The 13,942-nt window shown below is 35.7% G+C and carries 15 protein-coding genes; 14 read left to right on the top strand and 1 reads right to left on the bottom strand.

Annotation, left to right across the window (positions count from 1 at the left end):
- Window positions 1–59 precede the first annotated feature (59 nt).
- From coxB to CJF42_RS13905, 4 genes are read left to right on the top strand one after another with little or no spacing between them, the layout of a single operon-like run.
- The gene (coxB, locus tag CJF42_RS13890; RefSeq protein WP_095367265.1) at window positions 60–1,205 is read left to right on the top strand and encodes a cytochrome c oxidase subunit II; all 1,146 of its coding nucleotides are present in this window, start codon (window positions 60–62) and stop codon (window positions 1,203–1,205) included.
- Window positions 1,205–2,863 (top strand): cytochrome c oxidase subunit I, encoded by a 1,659-nt coding sequence (gene ctaD, locus CJF42_RS13895; protein ID WP_252097613.1) that lies wholly within the window; start codon window positions 1,205–1,207, stop codon window positions 2,861–2,863. Before coxB ends, ctaD begins: the two co-directional genes overlap by 1 nt.
- Window positions 2,864–2,866: 3 nt before the next feature.
- Complete coding sequence (locus CJF42_RS13900; protein WP_095367266.1) at window positions 2,867–3,415, top strand: cytochrome c oxidase assembly protein; 549 nt, start codon at window positions 2,867–2,869, stop codon at window positions 3,413–3,415.
- Window positions 3,412–4,287: a cytochrome c oxidase subunit 3 gene (locus tag CJF42_RS13905; RefSeq protein ID WP_095367267.1), complete on the top strand. Its 876-nt coding sequence runs from the start codon at window positions 3,412–3,414 to the stop codon at window positions 4,285–4,287. The genes CJF42_RS13900 and CJF42_RS13905 overlap by 4 nt, the downstream gene beginning before the upstream one ends.
- 106 nt (window positions 4,288–4,393) lie before the next feature.
- Here the strand turns inward: CJF42_RS13905 and CJF42_RS13910 are convergent, their stop codons facing one another.
- Window positions 4,394–4,603 (bottom strand): DUF2909 domain-containing protein, encoded by a 210-nt coding sequence (locus CJF42_RS13910; protein ID WP_095367268.1) that lies wholly within the window; start codon window positions 4,601–4,603, stop codon window positions 4,394–4,396.
- Window positions 4,604–4,623: 20 nt separating this feature from the next.
- On the opposite strand from CJF42_RS13910, the gene CJF42_RS13915 reads away from it, so the two are divergent.
- From CJF42_RS13915 to CJF42_RS13960, 10 genes are all read left to right on the top strand, one after another.
- A complete protein-coding gene (locus CJF42_RS13915; protein ID WP_095367269.1) occupies window positions 4,624–5,415 on the top strand; it encodes an SURF1 family protein in 792 nt (263 codons plus the stop codon).
- A complete protein-coding gene (locus CJF42_RS13920) occupies window positions 5,405–5,905 on the top strand; it encodes a redox-active disulfide-containing membrane protein (RefSeq protein WP_095367270.1) in 501 nt (166 codons plus the stop codon). The genes CJF42_RS13915 and CJF42_RS13920 overlap by 11 nt, the downstream gene beginning before the upstream one ends.
- Before the next feature lie 75 nt (window positions 5,906–5,980).
- A complete protein-coding gene (locus CJF42_RS13925) occupies window positions 5,981–7,030 on the top strand; it encodes a COX15/CtaA family protein (RefSeq protein WP_095367271.1) in 1,050 nt (349 codons plus the stop codon).
- 151 nt (window positions 7,031–7,181) lie between these two features.
- Window positions 7,182–8,093, top strand: a complete 912-nt coding sequence (gene cyoE, locus CJF42_RS13930; RefSeq protein ID WP_095367272.1) for a heme o synthase — start codon at window positions 7,182–7,184, stop codon at window positions 8,091–8,093.
- Complete coding sequence (locus CJF42_RS13935) at window positions 8,074–8,706, top strand: SCO family protein (protein WP_095367273.1); 633 nt, start codon at window positions 8,074–8,076, stop codon at window positions 8,704–8,706. Before cyoE ends, CJF42_RS13935 begins: the two co-directional genes overlap by 20 nt.
- Window positions 8,707–8,976: 270 nt before the next feature.
- A complete protein-coding gene (locus tag CJF42_RS13940) occupies window positions 8,977–9,246 on the top strand; it encodes an STAS domain-containing protein (protein ID WP_095367274.1) in 270 nt (89 codons plus the stop codon).
- 12 nt (window positions 9,247–9,258) lie between these two features.
- A complete protein-coding gene (locus CJF42_RS13945; RefSeq protein WP_095367275.1) occupies window positions 9,259–9,621 on the top strand; it encodes a response regulator in 363 nt (120 codons plus the stop codon).
- A gap of 22 nt (window positions 9,622–9,643) precedes the next feature.
- Window positions 9,644–11,710 (top strand): chemotaxis protein CheA, encoded by a 2,067-nt coding sequence (locus CJF42_RS13950; protein ID WP_095367276.1) that lies wholly within the window; start codon window positions 9,644–9,646, stop codon window positions 11,708–11,710.
- A gap of 110 nt (window positions 11,711–11,820) precedes the next feature.
- Entirely contained in the window at window positions 11,821–12,351 is a 531-nt protein-coding gene (locus tag CJF42_RS13955) for a chemotaxis protein CheW (RefSeq protein ID WP_095367277.1), read from the top strand.
- Between the two features lie 55 nt (window positions 12,352–12,406).
- A partial coding sequence (locus CJF42_RS13960; RefSeq protein WP_141235559.1) for a PAS domain-containing protein occupies window positions 12,407–13,942 on the top strand: 1,536 nt, incomplete at its 3' end.

Below are 13,942 nucleotides of genomic sequence, written 5' to 3' on the forward strand. Positions count from 1 at the left end.
TATTTTATTCGATTGATATCTTTGCCATTTTTTTGCTTTAAGCATAAAGGAGATGTCACATGGGTGTCGTGCGCTTTACCTTGTGGCTTATATTGCTTATCCCTCAATTAAGTTTTGCAAATAGCTCGCTTAATATGAGAGTTGGAGTAACCGATATAAGTGAAAACGTTTATCAATTGCATATGATCATTTTTATGATTTGTTGCGTGATAGGCATAATTGTCTTTGGCCTAATGTTTTGGGCTATATTCCATCATAGAAAATCAAAAGGGGTTAAACCTGCCCAATTTCATGAAAGTACAAAAATTGAAATATTATGGACTGCAATTCCTTTTGTAATCTTAATTGGTATGGCTGTACCTGCTACTAAAGCACTTATTGCAATGGAAGATACCTCTAAAGCGGATCTCACCATAAAAGTAACTGGTTCTCAGTGGAAATGGCATTATGAATATTTGACCTACCAAGGTAAAAAAGGGGATGTTGATTTTTATTCCATTATGTCTACCTCACAAGATCAAATAACTAACAAAGAAGGCAAAGGTGAACATTACTTACTTGAAGTAGATAAACCTTTAGTGATCCCAACAGATAAAAAAGTACGCTTTTTAATAACTTCAGATGATGTAATTCACTCTTGGTGGGTGCCTGATTTTGCGGTGAAAAAAGATGCTAACCCAGGTTTTATTAATGAAGCTTGGGCCCGAGTAAATACACCGGGTACATATAGAGGTCAGTGTGCAGAATTGTGTGGTAAAGATCATGGTTTTATGCCTGTAGTTGTGGTTGCTAAAAAACCTACTGAGTTTGATGCATGGTTAATTGAAAGCCAAAAAGAGAAACAAAATGAAGCACAAGCAGATCAAGCATTATTATCTCAAACATTATCAAAAGAAGAGCTTATGACTTTAGGTCAGCAAGTATATATGTCTAGCTGTGCTGCATGTCATCAACCTACAGGTTTAGGGATCCCTGGTGTATTCCCAGCATTAAAATCAAGTCCAATTGCTTTGGGTGATGTAAATGCGCATATAGATATGGTTTTACATGGAACGCCAGGTACGGCAATGCAAGCATTTGCCAAGCAGCTTACTTTAAAACAATTAGCTGCAATTGTGACCTATGAGCGAAATGCTTGGGACAATAATATGGGTGATGTAGTGCAACCTAGCCAAATTAAAGCCAGAATAGGGGGTGATGAATAATGAACTCTATTACTCAAGATAATGAAAGTACACAAGAACAATTAGATCAAATTAAAACGCAAGAAGGTGTGAGCATAACTGATCATGATGACACTCACACAGAGCATCATCATGGACCTGAAAAGGGGATTAAACGTTGGCTGTATACAACCAATCATAAAGATATTGGTTCAATGTATTTAGTTTTTTCATTGGTGATGTTTTTAATTGGTGGCAGTATGGCTATGGTGATCAGGGCTGAGTTATTTCAACCTGGTTTACAATTAGTTGATCCGCATTTCTTTAATCAAATGACAACGGTTCATGGTCTTATTATGGTATTTGGTGCCGTAATGCCAGCTTTTGTTGGTTTAGCTAACTGGATGGTGCCTTTAATGATAGGCGCACCAGATATGGCATTACCGCGAATGAATAACTGGAGCTTTTGGATCTTACCATTTGCATTTGCAATTTTACTTGGGTCATTATTTATGGAAGGTGGCGGCCCTGCTTTTGGTTGGACTTTTTACGCACCACTTTCAACAACATATAGTAATGATAATACTGCGTTATTTGTATTTGCAATTCACATTATGGGTATGAGTTCAATTATGGGAGCGATAAATGTTATCGTTACCATAGTGAATATGCGTGCGCCAGGCATGACTTGGATGAAATTACCTTTATTTGTTTGGACTTGGCTGATAACCGCATTTTTATTAATTGCTGTTATGCCAGTATTAGCAGGTACGGTCACTATGGTACTCACCGATAAATACTTTGGGACTAGCTTCTTTAATGCTATGGGTGGTGGTGACCCAGTGATGTTTCAACATATATTCTGGTTTTTTGGTCACCCTGAAGTATACATAATGATTTTACCTGCCTTTGGTATTGTTTCTTCTATTATTCCTGCTTTTTCTCGTAAAAAACTATTTGGTTATGCTTCTATGGTATATGCCACCGCTTCGATTGCATTTTTATCTTTCATCGTTTGGGCACATCATATGTTCACTACGGGGATGCCGTTAGCGGGTGAGTTATTCTTCATGTATACCACGATGCTGATTTCGGTTCCTACTGGGGTAAAAGTCTTTAATTGGGTCGCAACCATGTGGCGAGGTTCTCTGAGCTTTGAAGTGCCAATGTTATTTGCGATTGCATTTGTAGTGTTATTCACCATAGGTGGGTTTTCAGGTCTGATGTTGGCAATTACACCTGCAGATTTCCAATACCATGATACTTATTTTGTGGTGGCGCATTTTCATTATGTATTGGTAACAGGGGCGATCTTCTCGATTATGGCAGGAGTATATTATTGGCTACCAAAATGGACTGGCAACATGTTTGATATTGCACTGGCTAAATGGCATTTCTGGTTATCATTGGTCTCGGTAAATGTATTGTTTTTCCCGATGCATTTCGTTGGTTTAGCAGGTATGCCTAGACGTATTCCTGATTATGCACTGCAGTTTGCTGACTTTAACGCGATTATTAGTATTGGTGGTTTTGCATTCGGTTTATCACAACTGCTGTTTGTTGTTGTGGTTTATAAGTGTATAAAAGGTGGTGATAAAGTCCCAGCAAAAGTATGGGATGCTGCTGAAGGTTTAGAGTGGGAGGTAGATTCACCCGCGCCATATCATACCTTTGAAACACCACCAAAAATAAAGAATTAGACAATGACTAGTCAGGGGAAATTAATACGAAATTTAGCTTTTGCTTGTATTGGTATGTTTGCTTTTGCTTTTGCTTTAGTGCCGTTATATGACGTTTTTTGCGATATCACCGGACTTAATGGCAAACCAAGTTTAGAACAAGCAAAGGTAAGCGAAACCATAGATACTAGCCGAATAGTTGATGTGGGTTTTATAACTCATATTCAAAATAAAGCACCTTTTAAGGTTTCGGCTGATCAAGCTGTGATTTCGGTGCAACCTGGTGCGATGAGCAAGGTAGTGTTTAAAGCTAAAAATATAAGTAGTGAAAATCGGATGATGCAGGCTGTGCCGTCTATATCACCGGGGCTTGCTGCGAAATATATGCATAAAATTGAGTGTTTTTGTTTTAATCAGCAGGCATTAGCGGCTGGAGAAGAGGCTGATCTTGCTTTGATGTTTTACATAGATACTGCACTACCTATAGAAATTGAAGAATTAACTTTGTCCTACACCGTATTTGATATTACGCAAAGCGGTCAGATGGGGTCCTCCCAAGGAGCAAGTAAATGAAAGAACAATATGAAAAATATTATGTCCCAGCGCAAAGTCCATGGCCATTTGTAGGTGCCGTAGGGTTATTTTTTATCGCAGTTGGCGCGGGCTTAACCGTAATGCAAATGGGAAAAGAAGCAAGCTCTGGCCAATATGTATTATTAGTTGGGATTATAGTGATCCTGTATATGTTATTTGGGTGGTTTAAAAATGTGATAGATGAGTCTATGGCAGGTTTGTATTCAAAGCAATTAGATGTTTCCTTTAGGCAGGGTATGGCTTGGTTTATTTTATCTGAAGTCATGTTCTTTTTTGCATTTTTTGGTGCTTTATTTTATGCCCGAATGTTATCGGTACCTTGGTTAGGAGGTGCTGATAATAATGTAATGACCAATGAAGTTTTATGGAATGGTTTTGAAGCGGCTTGGCCATTATTAACCACGCCATCAGGTGAAACGACACAAGCTATGGGATGGCAAGGGTTGCCATTAATTAATACTTTAATTTTATTAACCTCATCTATCACAGTGCATTTTGCTCATGTTTCAATAGAAAAAAATAAACGTACTCAGCTTAAAGTATTTATGATGCTCACTGTATTGCTTGGTATCGGGTTTTTATTTTTGCAAGTTGAAGAGTATATACATGCCTATAATGAATTAGGGTTAACTTTAGAGTCTGGCATATATGGTAATACCTTTTTCATGTTGACCGGATTTCATGGCATGCATGTGACATTAGGCACAATTATGTTATTTGTGGTTATGCTAAGAGTATTCAAAGGGCATTTTAGTCCAAAAAATCACTTTATGTTTTTAGCCGCAGCATGGTACTGGCATTTTGTTGATGTAGTTTGGTTAGGTCTATTTATGTTTGTTTATGTAATTTGATATTGATGCTAGGCGGGGCTTCAGACGTGTTATATATTCAAGGGATTGAAGCCCGTCTACAACAGGGAATTTGTAGGCGGGAATTTATTCGCAAATTTAATATTAACTAAAATGGACTTGAATTTGGCGTGATCCAACCGAGCATAATAGCAACAATAATAAATATCATGGCAAAAGCTGAAAACATTACCCTGCGACCAAGTAGTTGAGATATAGAAGGTCCATCAGGATCATTTTTTAACATAACAAATAAAGCTTTAAAAAGATTTAATACGATAAAAATCAATAGTAAAGCAATAATAATTTTAACTAACATCTTTTTCTCCGGAAGTGTCTATGTTGATTAGTTTAAGAAGTAAACAATATCATTGTTCATTTATATCATTAATTTTGGTGATTTTGGTAGTATCTTTGTGTTTGTATTTAGCTGCATGGCAATTACAAAGAGCTGAAAATAAACAACAAAGACTAGACTATATCGAAGCGATGAAAAATAAAGGAGAGTTTAGCTGGGCAAAGCTTAACTATTTGCCTGCTACTTTTAATAAAACGGGATTGCAGTTAAAAACGAAAGGTAAGTTTAATACACATAAGTATTGGTTACTAGATAACAGAACGCTGAATGGCCGCCCAGGCTATGATGTTATTACAATTTTTTACCCATCAAATAGCTCCCAAGCCTTATTGGTAAACTTTGGCTGGATAGCTCAAGGTGAAAGTAGAAATAATTTACCTACTATTCAATTACCTAATCATGAAATTGCTATAAACGTACAATTAAAACAGGGAGATTTAGCTGGTTTTTATCTTAATGGCGCTCAGTTATCGGTTCAAGGCTGGCCAAAATTGATTCAATTTATCGATATAAAAATGCAAACAAAACAAAGCACCCAGCAGTTAGTTGATTTTATAGCATACGCAATAGATAAAAATCCATATGCACAACCACATTATCAAAATGTGGTAATGCCGCCAGAAAAACATCACGCATATGCTTTACAGTGGCTACTAATTGGTATCGCTGCTTTAGGTATTTTTATATTTGCTGTACGTAGTCAAAATAATAATCAAACAAAAAGCAGTGACTTTAATACACAAATTCCTACGGGAGAAGTAAATGACAAATAAAAAAACAATTATTATTTTCATTGTCAGTTTTATCATACCACTAGCTTTGGCATATATGGTATTAAAATTAGACTTAATTCCAACCAAGACAGTTAATACAGGAGAGTTTTTAACACAAGAGATAAAGCTAAACTCTTGGACAGAAATAAACCCCAAAGCGTGGTCAATTGCATATATTTCTCCCAAGCAATGCAATGACATTTGTACGAAACGCAGATCTGAAATAAAAAATGTTTACTTAGCCTTAGGTAAAAATCAGGGTAAAGTTGATTTAGTTTTATTAGGAAGAGAAAAAGTTGTAGCGATAGGTTTTAAAAATTATATTTACAATAAAGAGCAGCTTAAACAAGACGCTTTATACCTAATAGATCATATGGGCTTGGTTGTATTGACTTATCCAATTACCAATGATGAACAAGCTAATAGAATGACGAATAAAGGTATGATAAAAGATCTTAAAAAGTTATTAAATTATGCCCGTAGTTCGTAACAAATATTTAGAGAAGGAATAAATACACACTTAAAATAAAAATTGTGATATTAAGTAGTTGAAGGATTCATAATAATGAAGAAAAATATATCTCAGTATTTTAAAAATAAATATCAGATTCTAGTTTTAATCAGCTGTTTATTTGCAGTGGTCGTTGTCGGTTTGGGTGCTTATACTAGGCTTAGTGATGCAGGGCTTGGTTGTCCTGATTGGCCCGGTTGTTATGGCTTTTTAACTGTGCCAAAACACCTCGATGATATATCATTGGTTGAGCAAAAATTTCCAGGAGCCGTTGTTGAATCAGGAAAAGCTTGGAAAGAAATGATCCACAGATATTTTGCTGGAACTTTAGGTTTAATATTGTTAGGGGTTATGTTTTATTCGATTTATCGTTTTAAAAATACGACTTCAAATTCAGCGCAACGAATAAAACATATCAGGCCACTAAAATTACCCATATTTATATTTTTGCTTGTTATATTCCAAGCCATGTTAGGCATGTTAACTGTCACTATGGCTTTGCAACCTTTGATTGTAATGGGTCATTTATTAGGTGGCTTTGCCATATTAACTTTATCGAGTTTGCTATATTTTCGTATTGCTAGTCAACCTATCGTTGGTGGTGATGCTTCAGTCATTGGTTATTTTTCTTGGTGTATATTTGCTTTGGTTGTATTACTAATGCAAATAGCGTTAGGGGGGTGGCTGGCTGCAAACTATGCAGCACCTCATTGCTCAGGATTGCCTTTATGTACGGGTAATTGGCAGCAAACATTTTCCTTGTTAGATGTATTTCAACTTCCTTCAGCATCAAGTAATTATGAATATGGTGTTTTATCTTCTGAGGCGCGCCAATCAATTCATTTAGTCCACCGCTTTTGGGCCATAGTCACTGCAACTGTGATTTTATTTGTTGCTATACGCATTTGGCTTCGTGCTCAGTCTAATAAAATTAAAAATAGTGCATTGCTCGTTGTTGTCGCAGTTATATGTCAAATTTTATTAGGAGGGATTTTGGTGTATTGGCACTTCCCCATTAGTATTGCTTTAGCCCATAACCTCATGGCGGCCATGTTATTGATAAGTTTGATCCGATTAAGTTTTTATATACACAGAGTAAAATAGATAGCTAAAGAAGCATAATAGCGACAAATTTAGCAAAGTAGTTTTAGTTGATGGGGCTTCATTCGCGTGCTGTTAAAATGTAAACGGCTTAGCTAAGTTCTTTACTGAAAAATAGAATAAAAATCCGTCCCTAATTTTTAGGAGTAATAAAATGGAAAATGCATTAGTACAAAAAAAATATATAAAAAGAGCAACAAGATCTGTAAGTATTAAAGATTACATGGAGCTATGTAAAATAAAAGTAGTTGCTTTATTGGTATTAACAGCGCTGGTGGGCTTAGCTTTAGCCCCCGATATGGGACGCAGTATATTATTACAGAGCGTGAGCTTAATTGGCATTGGGTTATTAGCAAGTAGTGCCGCTGTTATAAATCATATAGTTGACTATGAGATTGATGCCAAAATGGCACGCACAAAAAATAGACCAGTTGTAAAGGGTAGGGTATCACGGGCGCAGGCATTAATATTTTCAGCATCAATCGCCATTATAGGTTTTGTTTGTTTAGTTTTCGCTGCTAACTGGTTAACTGCTGAGTTAACTTTGCTTGCTTTAGTTGGTTATGCCTTTATTTATACCCTATATCTTAAACGTGCTACACCACAAAATATTGTGATTGGTGGTTTAGCTGGTGCTATGCCACCTTTATTAGGTTGGGTATCTGAAACGGGTCAATTAGCTGCGGAACCTTGGCTATTAGTGATGATTATATTCACTTGGACGCCACCTCATTTTTGGGCTTTGGCTATACATAGAAGAGAAGATTACAAAAAAGCGAATATCCCTATGCTACCCGTTACCCATGGTATTACATTCACTAAAACTTGTGTTTTGCTATATAGCTTATTATTAGCTTTAGCATGTATTTTACCTTATTTGATAGGCATGTCAGGTTATTTTTATTTAGCAGGATCAATAATTTTAAATGGCGTATTTATTTATAAAGCGATTAAATTAAAACTATCAAATACATCTGACGGTGCAATGGACTTATTTAAGTTTTCTATTATTCAATTAATGTTACTCTTTATCGTACTATTTATAGATAAAGCAATTGTGGCATAAGAAAATGATGATCAGAGTCTTATTTATTTTATTAATTGGCTGTACAGTCTGTGGTTGTTTTGAAGTAAAGCCTCCACAAACGAAAGCACTTGTTTATTCAGAAGCCAGAAAGCTTAAACCATTTGTTTTGGAGGATCAAAATGGAAAAAAAATTACCAATGAAGCATTGAAAGGACAGTGGAACTTATTATTTTTAGGTTATACCCATTGCCCAGATATTTGCCCTCTGACCTTGGCTAAACTCAGCCAGATATATAAAAGTGTTGCTACAGAACATACATTAAAAGTTTGGTTTATTTCAGTAGATCCAGCACGAGATTTAGTTGATAAAAGAAAGCAGTATATAGAATACTTTAATTCTGATTTTATCGGCGCGACAGGGTCTCATATTCAACTATTTCCTTTTGTAAGAGACTTAGGTTTAATTTACGCCATTACAGATGGTGAGATGGGGCAAGAGTATGCCGTAGACCATAGTGCTTCTATCGCTTTAGTTGATAGTGAAGGTAAGCTTAGAGCTATTTTTAAACCTGAATTTGTAAAAGGTCAGCCTCCACTGATAAATACTGAACAATTAATAACGGATTTTAAATTGGTTGCTGAATATTATTAACATAAAAAACTGGTGAATTTTTAAAATAGAATTCACCAGTATAAATCATGTTTATGATACTAATTTATTCCTCCCTAAATCAACAGCCCCTAGTTCTTTCAATTTTAAATATTCATATTAAGAACAATAATTATTTCATATAGCACAACATCCCTGAAAGTCTATGTTTTATAAATATCTCTATTAAATTTAATTAATTATCAATTTTTGTGGCAAATTAAAGATCACCGTCTAAGCTTTTAACTAAAGATAAATAAGGATTGATCATTAATGTTTCAGTTGCCAGAAGAGCTTAAAATAAACAATGTTGCTACATTACATCAAACCTTTATTGAGCTACTTAATGAAGGCAAAGCAATCGAGATAGATGTCAACCAAGTAGTACAAGCCGATACCGCATCAATACAATTATTATGCGCCTTGCAAAAGCACTTACTTTTAACACAGCATAAAATTCAATGGCATGGTAAAAGCGATGCTTTGAATGCCTCAGCCAAAGCGCTAGGGGTATTAACTTTTTTAGAAATCGAACAATCATAATAAGAGGTCATTATGAAAAAAATATTGGCTGTAGATGATTCCGCATCTATGAGACAAATGGTTAGTTTCACCCTAAAAAAAGCAGGCTTTGATGTAACAGATGCTAAAGATGGTAGTGAAGCATTAGGGATTGCAAAGCAAGGTACTTTTGATGCCGTTATTTCAGATGTAAATATGCCAATAATGGATGGCATTACCTTAATCAGAGAGCTTAGAGCATTACCTGAATATAAGTTCACACCTATGCTAATGCTAACTACTGAGTCAGGTTTAGATAAAAAAAGTGAAGGTAAAGCAGCTGGTGCAACAGGTTGGATAGTGAAGCCTTTTAATCCTGAGCAGTTATTGGCAGTCATAAAAAAAGTGATCCGTTAAAAGTAAGAAATAGGGTGGTTATATGAGTATCGATCTTAGTCAATTTTTTGAAGTGTTTTTTGAAGAAAGCTTTGAAGGCTTAGATGCAATGGAAGCTGAATTACTTAATTTAGAACCCGGAGATCTTGACTCAGAAACTATCAATACTATCTTTAGAGCAGCTCATTCTATCAAAGGGGGGAGTGGTACATTTGGTTTTAATTCAGTTGCTGATTTTACTCATGTTCTTGAGACTTTATTAGATCAAATTAGAAATGGCGAACGAAATTTAGAGAACATACATGTAAATCTGCTTTTAAAATCAGTTGATTGTCTACGAGAAATGCTTGGTGCATTACAGGTAGAGCAAGAACCTGATTTAACAGAATCAAATGTATTAAAAGCTGAATTTGAAAGCATATTAAATATTTCACATGGCGATGCTCAAGAATCAAGTTCACCGATTAATTCTAAATCATTAGATACCTATCAAGTAGACTTTAAACCATTACACCATTTATTTAAAACTGGTAATGAACCTTTATACCTGTTTAATGAATTAGCTGATTTAGGTGAATGTTCTGTTTCATCAGATTTAACCGATATACCTGATATTCATGATATCGAGCCCGATGAATGCTATATCGCTTGGACATTTTTTGTAGAAACCCATGAAAATGATACAAAAATTAAAGAAATATTTGAATGGGTTGAAGACGATGCAACAATTAAAATCACATTATGTGGTGGATTATTTGAAGATGATGAACCAACGCTTGAGCAAGACAAAATAGTTGAAGAAAGAAACTCTGAAGTTGAGGTCGAAGTTACATCAGTCAAAGAAGCAACTAGTGAAAAAAATAAAAAGCCAACTAAAACAATTGGTGAATCAACTTCAATTAGAGTAGGTATAGATAAAGTCGATTCCTTGATTAATATGGTTGGTGAGTTAGTGATTACTCAAGCCATGCTTACCCAGCTTGGTGAAGGTGATATGACCGAAAACAAACAAATGGCGCTTAAAGAAGGCTTAGCTCAACTAGCTCATAATACCCGAGACTTACAAGAAAGTGTTATGCGTATACGTATGATGCCAATTAGTTTTGTATTTAGTCGTTTTCCACGTTTAGTACGAGATATTTCAGAGAAATTAGGTAAAGAAGTTGAGCTAAAGCTCATAGGTGAAACAACAGAATTAGATAAAACGGTAATGGAAAAAATCTCTGATCCTATGGTGCATTTAGTACGTAACTCATTAGATCATGGGCTAGAAACGCCAGAACATAGGATTGAAGCAGGTAAAAACCCTGTAGGCAAAGTCACCCTAAATGCATTTCATCAAGGTGGCAATATTGTTATTGAAATAATGGATGACGGTAACGGCTTAAATACCGACAAAATAAAATCTAAAGCAATTGAAAAAGGCCTGATAGAAGAAAGTGCTTCTTTAACCGATGATGAAGTTAACGATCTAATTTTTTTGCCAGGCTTTTCTACCGCAGATGCTGTAAGTGACTTATCTGGCCGTGGTGTGGGTATGGATGTTGTAAAGCGAAATATACATGCGTTAAACGGTTCAATTGATGTTACCTCTGAGCGCGATAAAGGCTCTACATTCACAATACGTTTACCGCTTACTTTAGCCATACTCGATGGTCAATTAGTCACTTTAGGAAAGCATACTTATATTGTGCCGTTAATTTCAATTGTTGAGTCATTACAGGTTGATTTAAAACAAATTAACTGTGTTGGTGGTGGCGTTGATGTACTGAGGTTAAGAGAAGAGTACATTCCAATATTAAGACTATTTCAAATCTTCAATCATACCGGTGCTATAGAAGAGTTAGATAAAGGTTTATTGGTCATAGTTGAAAGTGATAATCAAAAAGTCGGTTTATTAGTTGATGATTTATTAGCACAACAGCAGGTTGTTATAAAGAGTTTAGAAGCCAATTACCAAAAAGTAGATGGTGTCTCAGGTGCAACAATTTTAGGTGATGGTCGTGTATCACTTATTGTTGATATCAGCGGTTTAATAAAACTTGCAGGGTTAAAAAGAGCGGGAAGTCAAAAATTAGCAATCGATAAGTCTATATTAGAGTCTGGGTAAATTATAAGTAGAGAGTGTAAATCACATTAATGTTAAGAACCAAGTCTGGCTAGATTAGCCAGAACAAAAGCAGAATCAGTCATAGTAAACACTATGTTGGGGTAGATTAGATGGAACAAACACAACAGCAGTCTCAGCAAATAAATGAACTTCATTCACCCAGTGTTAATCAGGAGGATATTCAGCAATTTTTAACTTTTATTATGGATGAAGAAGAGTATGGGGTTGATATTTTAACGGTGCAAGAAATTCGTGGCTGGGAAGAAATTACCGCCATACCGAATGCACCTGTTTTTGTAAAAGGAGCAATCAACCTCAGAGGTACCATAGTACCTATTATAGATTTACGTTTAAGGTTTGGTTTAACGTCAGTCAAGTATGGGCCATTAACTGTAATAATAGTGGTTAAGGTTGAATTAAAAGTAGGTTCAAAAATAATGGGGTTAGTTGTAGATGCCGTATCTGATGTTTATAGCATAGGTCAGCAACAAGCGACAGATGTACCCGATATTAGTAAAAGCGAGAATGCAGAATTTGTACATGGGTTAGTCAATGTGGGAGATAAAATGGTTGTACTTCTACATTTAGAGCGCGTATTAAATTTATTACGAGAAACAGAAATCGATTTATTAGCAGGTTAATTATTCAATTTATTTTAATTATTAAGTCAGGAAATTCCTTACGCAAGGGGGCGAAATGGAACAAATCAGTGTAAGAGCAAAACTCGTGAATAAGCTGCTAATAGTAGCTGTCGTTATTCTGATATCCTTTATTATTAGCCTGCAAATCGCTGGCGTTAACTTTGAACAACAAACCATGATGGCCATTTTTATATTTGCATTGGCTACAAGTGGTGCCTTGTTTTATTTGCATCAAACATTAGATGTATTAGCGGCCAAACTTGACTTAGTGGAATCTAGTTTACCCTATCTAAAAGATAACGATCAATATGGTTTTGATAAGCTTAATCAAGATGCTTATCCCGCCTTTTTTAGAAGCGTATCAGATTTATTTACTATAGAGGTCGAAGAACCAGAGCCAGATAAACTGGATATAGCAAGGTTAAAAGCATTAGATGTATGTCAGGGTAATGTGATGATGGCCGATGCCGATTGCAACATTACTTATGTCAATACTTCAGTAACTGCCATGTTGCAGAAAAATGAAACTGCACTTCGAGCTTTGCTACCTAACTTTAATGTTGCAACCCTTGTTGGTACTAATGTAGACGTTTTCCATCAGAACCCAAGTCATCAACGTTCTTTATTACAGTCACTTAGGCAATCATATAGTACCAAACTTGAATTAGGCGATTTAACCTTTAGCCTTATTGCATCTCCTTTATTTGATGAAAAAGGTGAGCGTTTAGGGACTGTTGTAGAGTGGGAAGATATTTCAGATCGTTTAGCCGCAGAGAAAATTGCTGAAGATATTGCCAATGCAAACCAAAGAACCACAAGTGCTTTAGATGTATGTCAGGCCAATGTCATGATGGCCGATGCTGATTACAACATTATTTATGTTAATGAAGCTGTAAAAGTTATGCTATCAAATAATGAGCAGCAGCTACGTACGGTATTACCTAACTTTAATGTTGCTAACTTAATAGGTACTAATATTGATACCTTTCATGTTAATCCGGCACATCAACGTACTATGTTAGATAACTTAAAATCTACCTATAAAACAAATTTAGAACTGGCAGGTTTTACCTTTGGTTTAATTGCGACTCCGGTATTTAACGATGATGGTGAACGTTTAGGCACAGTGGTTGAATGGGAAGATAAAACAGAGCGTTTAGCGGCAGAAAAGATTGCAGAAGACATAGCTAATGCCAACCAAAGAACCACCAGTGCATTGGATGTATGTCAGGCCAATGTGATGATGGCAGATGCAGACTTAAATATTATTTATATTAATGGTGCAGTTAAAGCGATGCTTCGCAGTCGTGAAAAACAGTTACAAGAATTATTACCAAACTTTAATGTAGATAACCTAATAGGTACTTGTGTTGATGACTTCCATAAAAACCCAGCACATCAAAGGGGGATGTTAGAAAACTTAAAAAGTGTATATAAAACTGATTTAGAACTTGGAGAAATGACCTTTGGATTGATAGCGACCCCGGTAATAAACGATAACGGTGAGCGTTTAGGCACAGTTGTAGAGTGGGAAGATAAAACAGAGCGTTTAGCAGCAGAAAAGATTGCGGCAGAGATAGCTAATGCCAAC

The sequence above is a fragment of the Pseudoalteromonas sp. NBT06-2 genome, assembly GCF_002276045.1.
GTDB lineage: Bacteria > Pseudomonadota > Gammaproteobacteria > Enterobacterales > Alteromonadaceae > Pseudoalteromonas.

Excerpts from the sequence above, each read along its gene's own strand:
- CJF42_RS13925 (WP_095367271.1), top strand. The coding sequence starts at position 5,981 with ATGAAGAAAAATATATCTCAGTATTTTAAAAATAAATATCAGATTCTA.
- CJF42_RS13955 (WP_095367277.1), top strand. The coding sequence starts at position 11,821 with ATGGAACAAACACAACAGCAGTCTCAGCAAATAAATGAACTTCATTCA.
- CJF42_RS13950 (WP_095367276.1), top strand. The coding sequence starts at position 9,644 with ATGAGTATCGATCTTAGTCAATTTTTTGAAGTGTTTTTTGAAGAAAGC.
- coxB (WP_095367265.1), top strand. The coding sequence starts at position 60 with ATGGGTGTCGTGCGCTTTACCTTGTGGCTTATATTGCTTATCCCTCAA.
- ctaD (WP_252097613.1), top strand. The coding sequence starts at position 1,205 with ATGAACTCTATTACTCAAGATAATGAAAGTACACAAGAACAATTAGAT.
- cyoE (WP_095367272.1), top strand. The coding sequence starts at position 7,182 with ATGGAAAATGCATTAGTACAAAAAAAATATATAAAAAGAGCAACAAGA.
- CJF42_RS13905 (WP_095367267.1), top strand. The coding sequence starts at position 3,412 with ATGAAAGAACAATATGAAAAATATTATGTCCCAGCGCAAAGTCCATGG.
- CJF42_RS13945 (WP_095367275.1), top strand. The coding sequence starts at position 9,259 with ATGAAAAAAATATTGGCTGTAGATGATTCCGCATCTATGAGACAAATG.
- CJF42_RS13920 (WP_095367270.1), top strand. The coding sequence starts at position 5,405 with ATGACAAATAAAAAAACAATTATTATTTTCATTGTCAGTTTTATCATA.
- CJF42_RS13940 (WP_095367274.1), top strand. The coding sequence starts at position 8,977 with ATGTTTCAGTTGCCAGAAGAGCTTAAAATAAACAATGTTGCTACATTA.
- CJF42_RS13900 (WP_095367266.1), top strand. The coding sequence starts at position 2,867 with ATGACTAGTCAGGGGAAATTAATACGAAATTTAGCTTTTGCTTGTATT.
- CJF42_RS13910 (WP_095367268.1), bottom strand. The coding sequence starts at position 4,603 with ATGTTAGTTAAAATTATTATTGCTTTACTATTGATTTTTATCGTATTA.
- CJF42_RS13915 (WP_095367269.1), top strand. The coding sequence starts at position 4,624 with ATGTTGATTAGTTTAAGAAGTAAACAATATCATTGTTCATTTATATCA.